Annotated in this window: 13 protein-coding genes; 4 read left to right on the top strand and 9 right to left on the bottom strand. The window is 51.6% G+C overall.

Annotation, left to right across the window (positions count from 1 at the left end; genetic code table 11):
* Positions 1 to 34: 34 nt before the first annotated feature.
* Complete coding sequence (locus B0B12_RS07155) at positions 35 to 844, bottom strand: phosphatase PAP2 family protein (RefSeq protein WP_244554617.1); 810 nt, start codon at positions 842 to 844, stop codon at positions 35 to 37.
* A gap of 1130 nt (positions 845 to 1974) precedes the next feature.
* Between B0B12_RS07155 and B0B12_RS07150 the strand changes: the two genes are divergently transcribed.
* Positions 1975 to 3438 (top strand): aminoacyl-histidine dipeptidase, encoded by a 1464-nt coding sequence (locus B0B12_RS07150; RefSeq protein ID WP_076666981.1) that lies wholly within the window; start codon positions 1975 to 1977, stop codon positions 3436 to 3438.
* Between the two features lie 90 nt (positions 3439 to 3528).
* Here the strand turns inward: B0B12_RS07150 and B0B12_RS07145 are convergent, their stop codons facing one another.
* From B0B12_RS07145 to B0B12_RS07125, 5 genes are all read right to left on the bottom strand, one after another.
* Positions 3529 to 4704 carry a sensor histidine kinase gene (locus tag B0B12_RS07145; protein WP_244554616.1) on the bottom strand — a complete coding sequence of 392 codons (1176 nt, stop codon included), beginning with the start codon at positions 4702 to 4704 and terminating at the stop codon, positions 3529 to 3531.
* Between the two features lie 25 nt (positions 4705 to 4729).
* On the bottom strand, positions 4730 to 5305 hold the full coding sequence (locus B0B12_RS07140) for a chemotaxis protein CheB (RefSeq protein ID WP_076666977.1): 576 nt from the start codon (positions 5303 to 5305) through the stop codon (positions 4730 to 4732).
* Complete coding sequence (locus B0B12_RS07135; RefSeq protein ID WP_076666975.1) at positions 5305 to 6135, bottom strand: CheR family methyltransferase; 831 nt, start codon at positions 6133 to 6135, stop codon at positions 5305 to 5307. The genes B0B12_RS07140 and B0B12_RS07135 overlap by 1 nt, the downstream gene beginning before the upstream one ends.
* Positions 6125 to 10177, bottom strand: a complete 4053-nt coding sequence (locus tag B0B12_RS07130; protein WP_076666974.1) for a response regulator — start codon at positions 10175 to 10177, stop codon at positions 6125 to 6127. The genes B0B12_RS07135 and B0B12_RS07130 overlap by 11 nt, the downstream gene beginning before the upstream one ends.
* 166 nt (positions 10178 to 10343) lie before the next feature.
* Positions 10344 to 10868, bottom strand: coding sequence for a DUF421 domain-containing protein (locus tag B0B12_RS07125; protein ID WP_076666966.1), 525 nt, complete (start codon positions 10866 to 10868; stop codon positions 10344 to 10346).
* Positions 10869 to 11154: 286 nt separating this feature from the next.
* Between B0B12_RS07125 and B0B12_RS07120 the strand changes: the two genes are divergently transcribed.
* The gene (locus tag B0B12_RS07120) at positions 11155 to 11691 is read left to right on the top strand and encodes a DUF2975 domain-containing protein (RefSeq protein WP_076666964.1); all 537 of its coding nucleotides are present in this window, start codon (positions 11155 to 11157) and stop codon (positions 11689 to 11691) included.
* A gap of 3 nt (positions 11692 to 11694) precedes the next feature.
* Entirely contained in the window at positions 11695 to 11916 is a 222-nt protein-coding gene (locus B0B12_RS07115) for a helix-turn-helix domain-containing protein (protein ID WP_076666963.1), read from the top strand.
* Positions 11917 to 11968: 52 nt separating this feature from the next.
* Here B0B12_RS07115 and B0B12_RS07110 read toward each other — a convergent pair whose 3' ends face one another.
* Positions 11969 to 12367 carry a GNAT family N-acetyltransferase gene (locus B0B12_RS07110; protein WP_076666961.1) on the bottom strand — a complete coding sequence of 133 codons (399 nt, stop codon included), beginning with the start codon at positions 12365 to 12367 and terminating at the stop codon, positions 11969 to 11971.
* A 192-nt stretch (positions 12368 to 12559) separates the two neighbouring features.
* Here B0B12_RS07110 and B0B12_RS07105 point away from each other — a divergent pair, with 192 nt between their 5' ends.
* On the top strand, positions 12560 to 12775 hold the full coding sequence (locus tag B0B12_RS07105; RefSeq protein ID WP_076666960.1) for a hypothetical protein: 216 nt from the start codon (positions 12560 to 12562) through the stop codon (positions 12773 to 12775).
* Positions 12776 to 12887: 112 nt separating this feature from the next.
* On the opposite strand, the gene B0B12_RS07100 is transcribed toward B0B12_RS07105, so the two are convergent.
* Both B0B12_RS07100 and B0B12_RS07095 read right to left on the bottom strand, forming a co-directional pair.
* A complete protein-coding gene (locus tag B0B12_RS07100; protein ID WP_076666958.1) occupies positions 12888 to 13298 on the bottom strand; it encodes an SdiA-regulated/phytase-like domain-containing protein in 411 nt (136 codons plus the stop codon).
* Between the two features lie 80 nt (positions 13299 to 13378).
* Positions 13379 to 13747 (bottom strand): methylglyoxal synthase, encoded by a 369-nt coding sequence (locus tag B0B12_RS07095; RefSeq protein WP_076666957.1) that lies wholly within the window; start codon positions 13745 to 13747, stop codon positions 13379 to 13381.
* Positions 13748 to 13946 lie beyond the last annotated feature (199 nt).

Raw genomic sequence — 13946 nt, 5'->3', positions numbered from 1 at the left:
GGAATTTTTTATCCCACCGCCAGCCCCTGTACGTTTACTTTCTGGTGAGCTGATGAGCGGCTCTTTCTTGCATAATTTCGTTCTTCATAGAGGCCAGATCTGTGCGGAATTTTGGGCTCTTCATCAGTTCGTTTACAAACTGTCGTGCAAATTCTTTTCCGGCCTCTGAGTCGCTGGGATAGTGCACGCCGCGGGTTTCTCTGGAGAAAGCCATGTCGCTGGCAACCCCCTCGAAGTGGTCTTTGTACTCCGGGAAAATATGGCTCAGGATGAAGGCATGCACATAAGAGGCAGAAGCGTGTCCGCTCGGGTATGAGGCGTGACCGGGCGCTTCAAGGTGCTGGATGCGACTGTCCAACTGGTAGGGTCTGGCACGGCTGAACTCATTTTTGAGCGAGAAAATGTAATAGGTAGCGTCCTGTATCACGTTCTGTAGCACCTGCGAGGTAAGCGGCAGCTTCTCTGCATTGAACCAGGGCCCCAGATCGCGGCCGATATAGAACAGGCTGTTGATGTTGCGGGTATAGTCCGGATCGCTTGGGTTGGTGGTCAGCGGATCGAAGTATACGGCGGCCATGGTTTCGGTGCGGTTAATGGCCTCAGCGTTGCGCGTTTGCTGCAGGCGCAGCAAAAAGTTGAGCTCAGCGCGGGTTTCAGAAGAGCTATTTGCTGGGAAGGGTTTCAGTTTGAACTTACTGAACGGCACATGCACGTACACGGTGCGCAGTTTCAGGTAAGCGCTACGTCTGAAGTCTGCCTCCGGAAAAGTCATGTCGTCCAAAGACCGAAAGGCCACATCCGAATTGTTTTCTTTCGCTGCTTTCTTGCCACCGTTGAATGCCACAGCTGTTTGGGCAATCGCAGCTGTATGCAGAGCCAAGCCGCAGAATAGAATCAGGGCAAGGGTGAGCAGAGAAGGGTTCGCTTTTTGCGCTCGCTCGCAGGTTTCTTTGCTGCAGTGTTGCTGCGTATCCGGCTGCTGTTATTCTGGGGTTTGGCTGTGCTGTCCTGATTTCTGGTTTTGAAGAGACTGCGGTGTTGCGAAATGGTAAATCGGTTCCATATGATGAATTGGTTTGATGTTTTGGTTTCAAATTCATCAGGATGACGGGGAGGGGAGCAGAAAGACGCAGGGTTTCGAATTTTTTTCGGACTTGGAGAAGAGGAGTGCTTCTATTCCTTTGGGTTGATTAAACAGGTATGGAGCAACGACTTTAAGCCTGTGAGTGTTTAAACCGGTCGGCGGTGGCTGATCAGGTATAGCCTGTCTGAATCAGGATTTTAAAGAGGGCCCCTACCCCCAGGATTAACAGGATCTCGGTGCACGGTTAACCCACCCCTGCCCCCTCCCGAAAGGGGAATCTGGGAACGATTGTCATCCCCCTGCCCCCTTCGAAGGGGGACTTTTCTGTTGCAGCTATACCTAAGGTATAAGCTCTGTCGTAAAGGCCACACTGACCACTGACAGGTATAACAAGACTAACTTGCACGCTCACAATGCAACAAGTAACATTGCCAGGTGCACTTTTTGACGCTCCACTGTCTGAGCGGTCAGCGAGTTTGGAGCGTCTTGACTTTTTTGCTTACTTTTTGTGTCAAGACAAAAAGTGAGTGCCCGCCGCACAGGCGAAGCTATAAAACAAGACAGATCGCTATACCTGCAAGGGCAGTAGCTACACTAGCAAAAGCTTCTCCTCAAGCGACCAGAGTCCGCCCGATAACGCACACTCGCGGGACACGAGCGAGGGCATATCCTTATGATACAAGACAATTCATATACCTGCCACGGGGCTAGAGACCTCACCATACCAGACACAAGCGTAGACGCTCGCGCCATAGCTAATAGCTATACCTACACCAACCAAGCATATGCCCGCAAACCAAAACCTTTCCCATATTCTTATTACCTTAGCGCCACATTGCCACTGGCAATTGCAATTCATTATTTCAACACCAGACATAAGCAAATCAGATATGAGCACTGAAGTAAGAGCACTGGAGCCGAAGGCCCTTTGGAATAATTTCGCTGACCTGAACGCCGTGCCGCGGCCCTCTAAAAAAGAAGCACGCGTGATCGCGTTCATGATGGAATTTGGCCAGAAACTCGGACTGGAAACCATCCAGGATGAGATCGGCAACGTCATCATCAAGAAACCCGCCACACCCGGCATGGAAGACCGCAAAACGGTGCTCATCCAAAGTCACGTTGACATGGTGCACCAGAAAAATGCCGATACCAATTTTGACTTCGACACGCAGGGCATCGACATGTATGTGGACGGTGACTGGGTGAAGGCCCGCGGCACCACGCTGGGCGCGGACAATGGACTGGGTGTTGCCTCGATCATGACGCTGCTGGCTGCCAACGACATTGAGCATCCGGCCATTGAGGCGCTTTTCACGGTGGACGAAGAGACCGGCATGACCGGTGCCCTTGGCCTGAAAGGAGGCGTACTGAAAGCCGACATCATGCTCAACCTCGACACCGAAGACGATACCGAGCTGACCATTGGTTGCGCAGGTGGTGTAGACATCAACGCTACTGGTACCTACCAGCCTGAAGGTATAAGCGGCGATGTGAAAGGCTACAAAGTAAGCATCAAAGGACTGACCGGCGGACACTCGGGTATGGACATCTATTTGGGTCGTGGCAACGCCAACAAACTGATGAACCGCCTGCTGCACCAGGCTGCCGAAAAGACTGGTCTGCTCATTGGCTCTATCGACGGCGGCGGACTGCGCAATGCTATTCCGCGTGAGTCGGTGGCTGTGGTTGCTGTACCTGCTGAGCAGGCAACTGCTTTCGAAAAGTTTGTAGCTGAACTGACAGCCATCCTGAAAAACGAGCACGCCACCACCGACCCTAACCTGGCTGTGACAGTAGAGGAGGTAGAGGCGCCGGCACAGGTACTGCCAGCCGATTACCAGGCAAAATTGCTTCGCGCACTTTATGCCTGCCACAACGGGGTATACCGCATGAGTCCGGACATTGAGCACCTGGTGCAGACATCCAACAACGTGGCCCGCGTGCTGGTGCAAGACGGAAAACTGCAGGTACAGTGCCTCACGCGCAGCTCCGTCGACAGCGAGAAGATGGACCTGGCCGCAGCCATTCAGAGCGCGCTGGAACTGGCTGGCGCTTCGGTAAGTCTGAGCGGTTCGTATCCGGGCTGGACGCCGCGTCCGGGTGCGGGCATTGTGCAACTTATGAGCGACCTCTACAAAGAAAAGTATAACGGGGAAGCGCATGTAAACGCCTGCCACGCTGGCCTGGAGTGCGGCATCATCGGCTCGAACTATCCGGAGATGGAGATGATTTCATTCGGCCCGAACATCCGCGGCGCACACTCTCCTGACGAGAAAGTGCAGATCAGCTCGGTGCAGAAATATTGGGATTTCCTGCTCAATACTCTGAAACGTATACCTGCAAAGGCCTAACTCTATTATTGCCTGAAATAAAAAGCCCCTTCCGGACCATTCTGGAAGTGGCTTTTTTATGCCTGACTGCTTATGTGGGCTTTCTGTTCTCTAAACGCCTTTCAGGTATACCCTGAATTCGGAGCCTTTGCCTTGTTCGCTGTCGCATTCTATTTTACCGTCGCTGTTCTCTACAATTCGCTTCACAATGGCCAGACCTACGCCTGTTCCTTCCACATGGGCGTGCAGGCGCTTAAACATATCAAACACTTTATCCCGGTCTTCTGATTTCAGTCCAAGTCCATTGTCTTTCACGCAGAACACGGTATAGTCACCTTCCCGGTAAGTACTCACCCAGATGATGGGCTTGCGTTCCGGCGAGCTATACTTGATGGCATTCGACACCAGGTTATAGACTATGCTGCGCAGGTTTTTGCGGGAGAAAACCATGTCCGGGACTTCCGAAAAATCGGTCTCGATGGTGGCGTCGTACTTGAAGATCAGATCCTGGATGTTGAGGGTGATGTCGTCGATCAGCTCTTCGAAGCGAACGCTTTCAGCCGCCGTTTCGTCCTGATGCTGCAGCTTGGCCACTTCCGTCAGGTCCATCAGGGTATGTTTGAAGCGGCTGATGGCGTCCTGGATCATGGCCATGATGATGTTGAGTTCGTCACGTGCCTCCTCCGGGTTTTCCAGCACTTCTCCCAACGCAGTAACCAGCCCCTCAATGTTGTTGATCGGTGCCTTCAGGTCGTGGGAGGCGGTATAGACGAAGTTGTCGAGGTCTTTGTTCACACGAGTGAGCTCGGCAGTGCGGGCAAGCACGCGTTCCTCCAGTTCGCGGTTGATCTCCTGCGTGCGTTTGTGGGCCTGCTCAATCTCCTTTTTCTGAAGATAAAAGCGCACAAAAGCCGCCACCTTGGCTTTGGTAATGGCAGGGTGCAGGGGCTTGAAGAGAAAGTCTACGGCACCGGCCTCAAAGCCCTCCATCACGTGCACATCCTGCTGGTTAATGGCCGTCACGAAAATGATCGGAATGTCGCGCGTTTTGGAAATGTCGCGCAGGTAGCGGGCTACCTCGTAGCCGTTCATACCGGGCATTTGCACATCTAACAAAATAAGGGCGATTTCTTCCTGCAGAGCAAGCTTCAGGGCTTCTTCACCCGAATTGGCCAGCAGGTAGTTGGTATGGTCGCCTTCTTCCGAAAGCAAACTCATCAGGCTGACAAGGTTTTCCTCCTTGTCGTCCACGAGCAAGATCTTCACCGGGTGGGTATGAGTAGGCAAGGTTGTAATAGGTAAAATATCGTGGTCAGTGTTCATGTAAGGTTAGCAAATAAGCCTGTATGCCCTCAATGTTCATGATACGACAGCCGGGTGTGCTGTTGATGGCTGCCAGCGGCATGATTGCAATCTCCGCTTCGCCGGGGTGCTGTACAATGGCGGTGCCCCGTTTGTCAAATATATGCTTTAATCCTGAACTTCCATCCTTGCTGGCGCCACTAAGTAGAATACCCACCGTGTTTTTCCCGAAAACATCGGCCGCGCTGGTAAACGTCACGTCGATGGAGGGGCGGGAGTAGTTCTCCAGCTCCGAGTCGTCGAGCGAGAAGGTATGGTCCTTTTCGAGCAGCACGTGGTAGTTGGCCGGGGCAATGTACAGGTGGCCCGCCTCCAGTGGTGCTTTATCATCTATTTCCACCGCCTTCAGGGCCAGCTTTTTTTCGTAGAGCTCCTGCAGGTTGCCCTCGTAATTGCGCAAACGGTGCAGCACCAGCACAACGGGAAAAGGGTAGTCGGCAGGCAGTGCGCGCAGAATTTTCATCGACGCCTGTATACCGCCCCAGGAGCCACCTATTACGATCAGTCTGGATGAAGTGCCGTGCATCAGGAATTTTTGCGATAAATGCGGTTGCTCTTGTCTACAAAGTCATAGCGGTCGTTGATGCCCGACATCACCAGCGTCTCCTTTTTGCCCAGTGCCAGGTAGCCAAGGTCCACCAGGCTCTCGTCGAACAAATTGAAAACGCGGTCCTGCAGCGCCCGGTTAAAGTAGATCAGCACGTTGCGGCACACGATCAGGTGAAACTCGTTGAACGAGCTGTCAGTGGCCAGGTTGTGCGGATAAAACACCACGTTCCGAACAAGCGAGGAGTCAAACTTCACGCTGCCGTAGTTGCTGGTATAGTAGGTAACGAAATCGCGCTTGCCGCCCGCTGCATAGTAGGCGGAGGTATAGGCGGCCACCTGTGTGGCTGAAAAGATGCCTTCCTTCGCCTGACGCAATACCTTCTGGTTGATGTCGGTAGCGTAAATCTTGGTGCGGCCCAGCAGTCCTTCCTCTTCCAGCAAAATCGCTAAAGAGAACAATTCCTCACCGGTCGAACAGCCCGCGTCCCATACCTTGATGAAGGGGTAGGTGGACAGGATGGGCAGCACGTTCTCGCGCAGCGACTTGTAGAAGGTCGGGTCGCGGAACATCTCCGTCACGTTCACGGTGATCTCCTGTAGAAAGTTCTCGAAGAAAAAACTGTCCGTGAACAGGTGTTTCCGCAAATCGTCGATGCTATGCAAATGCTTCTGCCCCAGAAACCGCTTGATGCGGCGGTACACCGAGGCCCGGGCATAGCCGCTGAAATCGTATCCGTACTGGGTGTGTATTTCTTTGATGAGCGCCTCTACCTCCTGCTCAAACAAATCATCCTGCTCAGGCTTCATACAACCAAACCCGCATCAGGGTCAGCAACTTATCGGTGTCTACTGGTTTCGGAATATAATCAGAAGCCCCGGCTTCAATGCATTTTTCTCTGTCCTCTTTCATGGCCTTGGCGGTGAGTGAAATAATCGGCAGTTGCTTAAAACGTAAATCCGCCCGGATTCGTTTTGTCGCTTCTATACCGTCCATCTCGGGCATCATCACGTCCATGAGCACCATGTCTATACCTGGCTCAGCGTCAAGTTTTTCCAGTGCCTCCTTGCCATCATAAGCGGCAATTACCTGCATGCCGTGCATCTCCAGCAAACTGCTCAGCGAATAGATGTTGCGCACATCGTCGTCCACTACCAGTATCTTTTTGCCACGCAGCACTTCCTCGGGCACGTGCAGCTTCATCTTGAACTCGTTGCCCGGCGGCAGCTTCTGGTTCACCTTGTGCAGGAAAAGCTGCACTTCGTCGAGCAGGCGCAGGTATGAGTACTCGTTTTTGATGATGATCGTGTTGGCAAACTCTTTCAGCTTCGTCTCCTCGTCCTCGCTCAGGTCTTTGCCGGAGTAGATGATGATCGGAATGTCGCCGAGTTTGGTCTGCGACTTGATCTTCTTCATCCACTCGTAACCCTTCATACCCGGCAGGTTCAGGTCGAGGATGATGCAGTCCACTTTCTGCTTGGCCAGCACCACCTCGGCCTCTTCGGCGGAGTAGGCGGAGGTAGACTTGAGTCCGTGGGCCAGCAGCAGCTCAGCCACGGCCTTGTTCTCGATCTCGTTGTCCTCCACGATCAGGATGTTCTCGATGTTGGCGCCCGAATTGTGCACAATGGAGCCAAAGGCCTTGTTGAGCATCTCGAGCGTGACCGGCTTGGGCAGGTACTCTTCGTTTTCAGCATGCTCGCCAATCACCTCCTTGTCGTAGGCCGACATCACGTGCACGTTGATGCTGCGCAGGTTCTTGTCTTCCCGCACTTTTTTGAGCACATCCCAGCCACTCATATCCGGCAGGTGAATGTCGAGCAGCATGGCGTCAGGTTTGTGCTGCAGGGCCATGCGCAGGCCGTCGCGACCCGTAAAGGCCTGGTGCACCTTGAAATTTTTCGCTTTGGCGAAGTCGGCCAGGATGTCGCTGAAGCCCTTGTCGTCTTCCACGATCACGACGCAGATGTCTTTCTTGTCCTCGCGTTCCATTTCCAGGAAAACCTGGCCCATGCTCTGACTCTTCTGCTGGCCCATAGCAAGTGGCGCCTCAGTTGGTTGTGGCATTGGCTTGTAGGCCGGAGCTTGTGGCTGCGCAGGTATAGCCGAACCGTTCACGGCGCCTTGTGGCACGCGCGGCAGGTATAGCGTAAAGGTGCTGCCCTTGCCCGGTTCACTCTCAAGCGACAGTTCACCGCCCAGCAAAGTGGCGAGCTCCTTGCTGATCGTCAGGCCCAGCCCGGTACCGCCGTACTTGCGTGTGGTAGAGGTGTCGGCTTGCTGGAAGGCTTCAAACACCATTTCCTGCTTGTCCTGGGCTATACCTATACCTGTGTCGCGCACGGCAAAGGCCACCACGTCCTGCGACTCGCGCAGTCGCTCCGATTTAAAGGCCGGGCGATCGCTAACCGGGTATACCTGAAACTCTACTTCGCCGCCCTCGTCGGTAAACTTGATGGCATTGCCGATGAAGTTCTTCAGGATCTGCTCCAGTCGGAAGCGGTCGGTCACGATGCTGTCGAAAGCACCTGCCAGGTGGCGCTCCCTGAAGCTGATCTGCTTTTTGGCGGCCAGTTCCTTGAACATCGGCTTCATCGAAATATCGGCCAGTTTCAGTTCCTCGGTTTCCAGCTTCACCATACCAGATTCGATTTTGGAAAGGTCCAGTATCTCGTTGATGAGGCGCAGCAGGTCGTTGCCTGACTTGTGGATGATGTGGGCGTGGTCGATCTGTTTGGTCGACAGCGTGTTTTCCGTATTGTCGGCCAGCAGCCTGGAAAGAATGAGGATACTGTTGAGCGGCGTGCGCAGTTCGTGGCTCATGTTGGCCAGGAAGTCGCTCTTGTACTTGCTCACGGTTTCGACCTGTTGTATCTTCAGCTCGATGGCTTCGCGGGCATCTTCCAGGGCCTTGTTCTTGGCGCCAAGGGCCTCGTACTGCTCTTCCAGCAGCTGCGCTTTTTCTTCGAGCTCGGCGTTCTTTTCCTGCAGCTCTTCCTGGTTCACGCGCAGTTCTTCTTCCGAAGCCTTGAGCTCGGCATTGAGCTGGCGCAGTTCCTCCTGCTGGGTTTCAAGTTCTTCGGCCTGGTTCTGTGTTTCGTAGAGCAGCTCCTGGGTATGCAGGTGCGCCTTCAGGGTATGGATCAGGACGGAAATGCGCTCCGAGGCAGAGTCGAGCATACGGCGCTTCACGTCGGTATAAGGCGTGCGCGAGGCTAGCTCCAGCGCCCCGACAATGGTGTTGCCAAAGTAGAGTGGCATGATGATGACCGTGGCCGGCTCGATTTCAGAAAGGCCGGAGCGGATGCGCAGGTATTCTTCCTGCACGTTTTCCAGCACTTTTACTTTGCGTTCCTTCACCGCCTGGCCCACTGTGCCGGTTCCAATTTCAAACACGGGCAGTTGCGCCTTATTCTGCTGCACGCCGTAGCTGGCAGCCGGCTCCAGTTTGCCATTCTCGAACAGGTATAGCACACCCGCTTCGGAGTCGGTGTAGTTGCAGAGGTAGGAGAGGGCGTGCTTGGACACGTTGTCGAGCGTGGACTCGCCCCCGATCAGGTTGCTGAGCTCGGCCACGCCGGTGAGCACCCAATTGCGGTTGGCATTGTCGGTGGTGAAGGAATGCAGGTTATCCTTCATGGTGCGGATGGATAGGCTGAGCGTGTCTTCCTCGCTCTGCGGCTCCACATCCATGTCGTAGCGGCCCTGGCCAATGGCTTTGGTCACTTCCGAGAGCATCACCGTTTTCTTCACAACGCCCCTGAACGAGGCCGCCACACTGCCAATCTCGTCTTTGCTGTCGATGTCGATCTGCACGTCGGTAGCGCCCAGCCGGATGCGGTCGGCCGCGTTTTTGAGAGTAGAAAGCGACCCGGAGATCAGGCTGATGATGTAGTACGACAGGAAGCCAACCAGCAGCAGAACGGCCAGCAGACTCGCAAACAGCACCTGCAGGTAGCGCTCCTTGTTCGTGCTCTCGTTCACCACCTCTTCCCGGATCTGTCCGATCAGGGCTACTTCGGCTTTGCGAATAGTTTCGATGTTGTTAGTGAACAGGGTATAGACAGCGAGCGGCTCGAACCTGTTCAGGTCCACTTCGGGATTTTCCTGAAGGGTTTTCAAGATCGCATCGCCGCGCTTATACGCGTCCGACACCACAATCTGCTGTACTTGGGCAACCGCATCCTTTTCGCCATAGCGGTAAAACTCGCTCAGGGCGGAGTTGTGTGCCGTGTACTGCGTCATGAGTTGGGCATAATCCTGGTAAGAGAAAATGCCCTCCTGCAGCGATTTCATGAGCAGGCTGCGCATGCGGGCCAACTGCACTTTCGCTTCCGACAAGCTCTTGAAACTGTTCAGCTGCCTGGCAATCCGGGCATTGCCTATACCTGTGGCGCCGGCGTCCATGCGCTCCAGCATGCTGAAAATAAAATTAGAAGAGTAACGCCGGAACTCCAGCACATCGAGCTTGCCCTGGTCAAGGTCGTTACGGTATTTTTTAAGCTCCTGCAGCATGCCGAGGGCAGGCAGGGGGCGGTTGTTCTCGCTCAGGAAATTAACAAGCTCTGTTTCAGTTGCATCCGTGAGGCCGCGTTGGGCACGGGCGTCCAGCATAAAGGCCGAGTCGCCGGCGGCGGCTGCCAAAATACGGGCCCGCTCCCGCTGAAAGGCGTGCAGCAGGTCGGATATCTTTTCAGACTCGTTCAGCTGAACCACCTCCTGTTTCAGCTTCTCGTTGTCTTCGAGTTCGCGCTGCACGTTGGTGGCCACAAAGTATACGAGCGGGAAAAGGAGCAGCGCCAGCAGGAGGAGGAGTTTGTCCCTGATCTTCAGGTTTTTGATGATGTTCATCGCGTGTGCGTCGTTTTAAACAAGGGTGAATAAGAACCTGTTGAAAATGCAAGTTAGGAAAACATAAGGAATTTTGAGTCCGGGTGCCCAAAAAGCCCAGGCAGAGCACTTCTGCGCATACCTGGGCCTATACCTATAAGGGTACCAAGTATTGTTGGGGACAGCCTTAGCCCGGGAAATTGCCTGCGTCTTTCACGGTACTAAGCCTGTTGGATTTCAGTGTAGGTATAACCGTTATTTCACCAGTCGATTCCAGTATCATCGCGTCAATTACCGACAAGTCTTCCTGGCCTCCGTTACGGGCGGCAGAATTGATTTCTTCTATTGTAATGCGTTCCCTTTTCAGGGCATCTTGCAAGAGTTCTCCTTTGTAGAGCAGCAAGGTGGGCTGACTGGTGATGACCTTTTTGACTTGTTTGATGCGAACAGACAGCCAGGTGATGGTGTACTGCAGGAAGATAAGCACGAAGAATGACGTGATGCCGTCGGCCAGCGCTACGTTTTTGTTGAGCGAAAGCGAAGCCAGTACAGAGCCCAAAGCCACTGTCACCACAAAGTCAAAAGCATTCATTTTGGAGAGCGTGCGTTTACCAGAGGCTCTTAACAACACGATCATGGCCACATAACCCATAATCGTGACAGCGAATGTTCTGATGATGCTTTCCCAACTATCGAAGAAGATGTTTTCCATAAGGTGCGTTTTCCTGTGAGGCTCAGAAAAAAGTATACGCCCTCTTTTACTCGATTGCGGTTGTACAGTTACGGATAGCCAGAAGCCTCCTTTCCTAAACAGAAAGGTGTTTACTGTACGCTCAAAATGTCCGGCTTTCGAACAGAATTGGACCAACACAACGCTGCACGAATAAGCCACAATTTCAGATCGTGGTATTTTAGAAAAGGATCAAAAAAATTAAACTATTATTTATTGTTTTTCGATAAATATTTATTTACTTTCGATCAATATAAATGATAAAACTATGGAAACTATAGGCAAAACAAGAACCGAGCAAATTCTACGGGTCATGTACGTACTGTCGTGGATCACGTTTATTGGCCTGTTGATAAAAACAGGGGCCATTTTGATTTCTTTTGGGGTGAGCCTGATCAATCCAGAGGCCTCACACAATTTGTACAAAGGTTGGAGTCTGCATGGGCTGAGGGTGCACAGTTTGTGGTTATACATGCAGGTTGTTTCTCTCGTTATTGCCTTTTCTGGCCTGAAAGCCTATATTTTTTATTTGGTGATCAAAGCCTTGTCAAAAGTAAACATGACTAACCCCTTCACCATGGACGTGGCACACCTGCTGGAAAAGATCAGTTATGTACTGATTGGTATTTGGGCAGTGGCGCTGCTGTATAACGCACAGGCGGAGTGGTTTGCCAAAAGACAGATCATAAACCTGGATCAGTGGTCAACCGACGGATTCTTTCTGATGGCAGGGCTTGTGTTTATTATCTCCCAAATATTTAAGCGTGGCGTGGAGATACAGACTGAAAACGAACTTACTGTATAAGGTATGCCGATAATTGTGAACCTGGACGTGATGATGGCCAAACGGAAAATGTCGTTGAACGAACTGTCAGAAAAGGTCGATATCACGCTGGCGAATCTGTCTATACTCAAAACGGGGAAAGCCAAGGCGATCCGATTCAGCACCCTCGAAGCCATCTGCCAGGCCCTCGACTGCCAGCCCGGTGATCTGTTGGAATTTAGTGCTGATGAAGGTGCAGGTTCCTAATACAATGTGGAATATGGCTAATAGTTTATAACTGGAGGTATAGCTGGAGGTCCTATCTGCTCCGTTTGATCATAAATCCATTCTCCACCTTCTCAAATCCTACTTTGGGATAGTAGTCCATGGCGGCCGGGGCTGAAAGAAGTAGCAGCATGGTCTGCTCGCCGATAATCTCTTTCGTCAAAGCGATGAGCTGTCTGCCGATTCCGGCTACCTGGTACTCTTTGCGAACGGCCAGGTCAGAAAGATAGCAAGCATAGCAGAAGTCGGTGAGCGAGCGGGCTATACCTACCAGTGTTTCCCCATCCCAGGCTGTCACTACCAGGTTAGAGTTTGCATACATGTTGGCAATGCGGGCCTGGTCTGAAGTCGGGCGATTTATACCTGAACTGTCGTAGAGGTTGATGATCTGTTGCGTGTCTGGTGTGATGTCTGTTTTGTAGGTGATGTTCATGCGGGAGGAGGGATGTTGGAATTTAGGTTAACTGATTGGTACAAGCAATGTGTGAGGCGTCAGCCGAACGTAATGGTTAAGCAGCAAGCCTATCCTATAACCTTATGCAAATAAATTTAAGGAACGGTTGGGCATTAAATAGAACTTCATACTCCAAATGTCGTTTCTAACGAGAAACATAAAAATACTACTATGAATAACTTATTCAGAGGCTTGCTTGCTGGCTATGGTGCTAAAAAACTAGGTGGAGGATGCTTCAGTACGATTCTAATTTTTGTAATTATTTGGGTTGTGCTTGGTCAGTGTAGCAATACACTTAAATCGAACGAAAGCGAAGAAAACACGACTAATCAAACAGAGCTAAAAGAACCTGGATTTGTCTCTTTATGTGTCCCCGCCTTTCGGTAAAAGTATGTGTGCTTTTATGATAACTTGATGCCGCGCCAATTATGGGTGTAAGTAGGGTTCATGATACACTTCTTTAACGGATAGTGCAGCCTGAGCCGAAGCGTAGCAAAGGTTAAGGCTGAACAGGGTTAGCGATAGATGTATTTGTGTTTTGTTTGATAATTGGTATTGTTTCCCAACCTTCAGCTGGAACATCTTTTATAGTGTCAGGCACAGGCATGTCCTGTAGAAAGTCACTAAAGTCAGGATTGTCTGAAGAAAACTTAACAAAATATCGTTTGCCCTTTTCTCCGCCTTGATAATTTTCCCTACCAATATATTCAACGCCATCTACTAAAAATTTGTAGTCTATTTTTTGAATGAGATGCCCACTAAGAGAAAATTCCACAATTTCTCCCACAGTGTATTTGGCGTTGTTCTTCAACTCGTAGGTCTGTCTAAAAATAACATAAACACAATAGCCAGATATAATTAAGAGAATAAATACACCTGCATATTTATTTAAGTTTTTCAGATTTTGCATTTCTACTATTTATCATTAACCGCCAACTAGTTCAAAAGCATGAACATACGCTCCGTAGTACTGAATCAAAAGCGCTTTCCCTAACCCTCTCGTTCCAGCACAATCAGATCCGCTGAGGCTCGGTTCAACGCAATCGGGATATTATTGAGCACTGCGGTGCGAATCAAGGTTTGGATGTCGTGCTCGTGGCCGTGCGGGGTTTCTACGTCGATGAAGAAAATCACTTTCTGGATCTGGCCTTGCAGCAGGCGAGCGGCCAGCAGAATGTCACCACCACTGGGGCCGTGTCCGAAAGGCTCAATGTTCATGTCGAGCAGCTCGTTGATGAGCTTAGCGGTGTTGGTGGTACCGATCAGGTGATATTGGCGAAGCGCCTGTTGGTTTTCCTTTACCCAGTTCAGGAGTTCGGTCTTTTTGTTGTTGTGGGCGATCAGTGCAATTGTTGTCATAATTTACAAGTATAAGGTATAGACGCAACACCGCTCCCTGGATGTCGCGCATTGAAGATAGCGGATTTCCTATTAATAGTCGATACCCGGAAGATCGAAAAATTGGAGAGCAACAGGTATAGCAGCGCCAAATCGGTGGCGTGGTCCATAAAAAAGCGTCGCCGGACAATGCCGACGACGCTTTTAATAACCACCAGGG

The sequence above is a fragment of the Pontibacter indicus genome (assembly GCF_900156345.1).
Taxonomy (GTDB): domain Bacteria; phylum Bacteroidota; class Bacteroidia; order Cytophagales; family Hymenobacteraceae; genus Pontibacter; species Pontibacter indicus.
The sequence above is the reverse complement of the archived record's forward strand: the minus strand, read 5'-3'. Positions and strand labels throughout refer to the sequence as shown.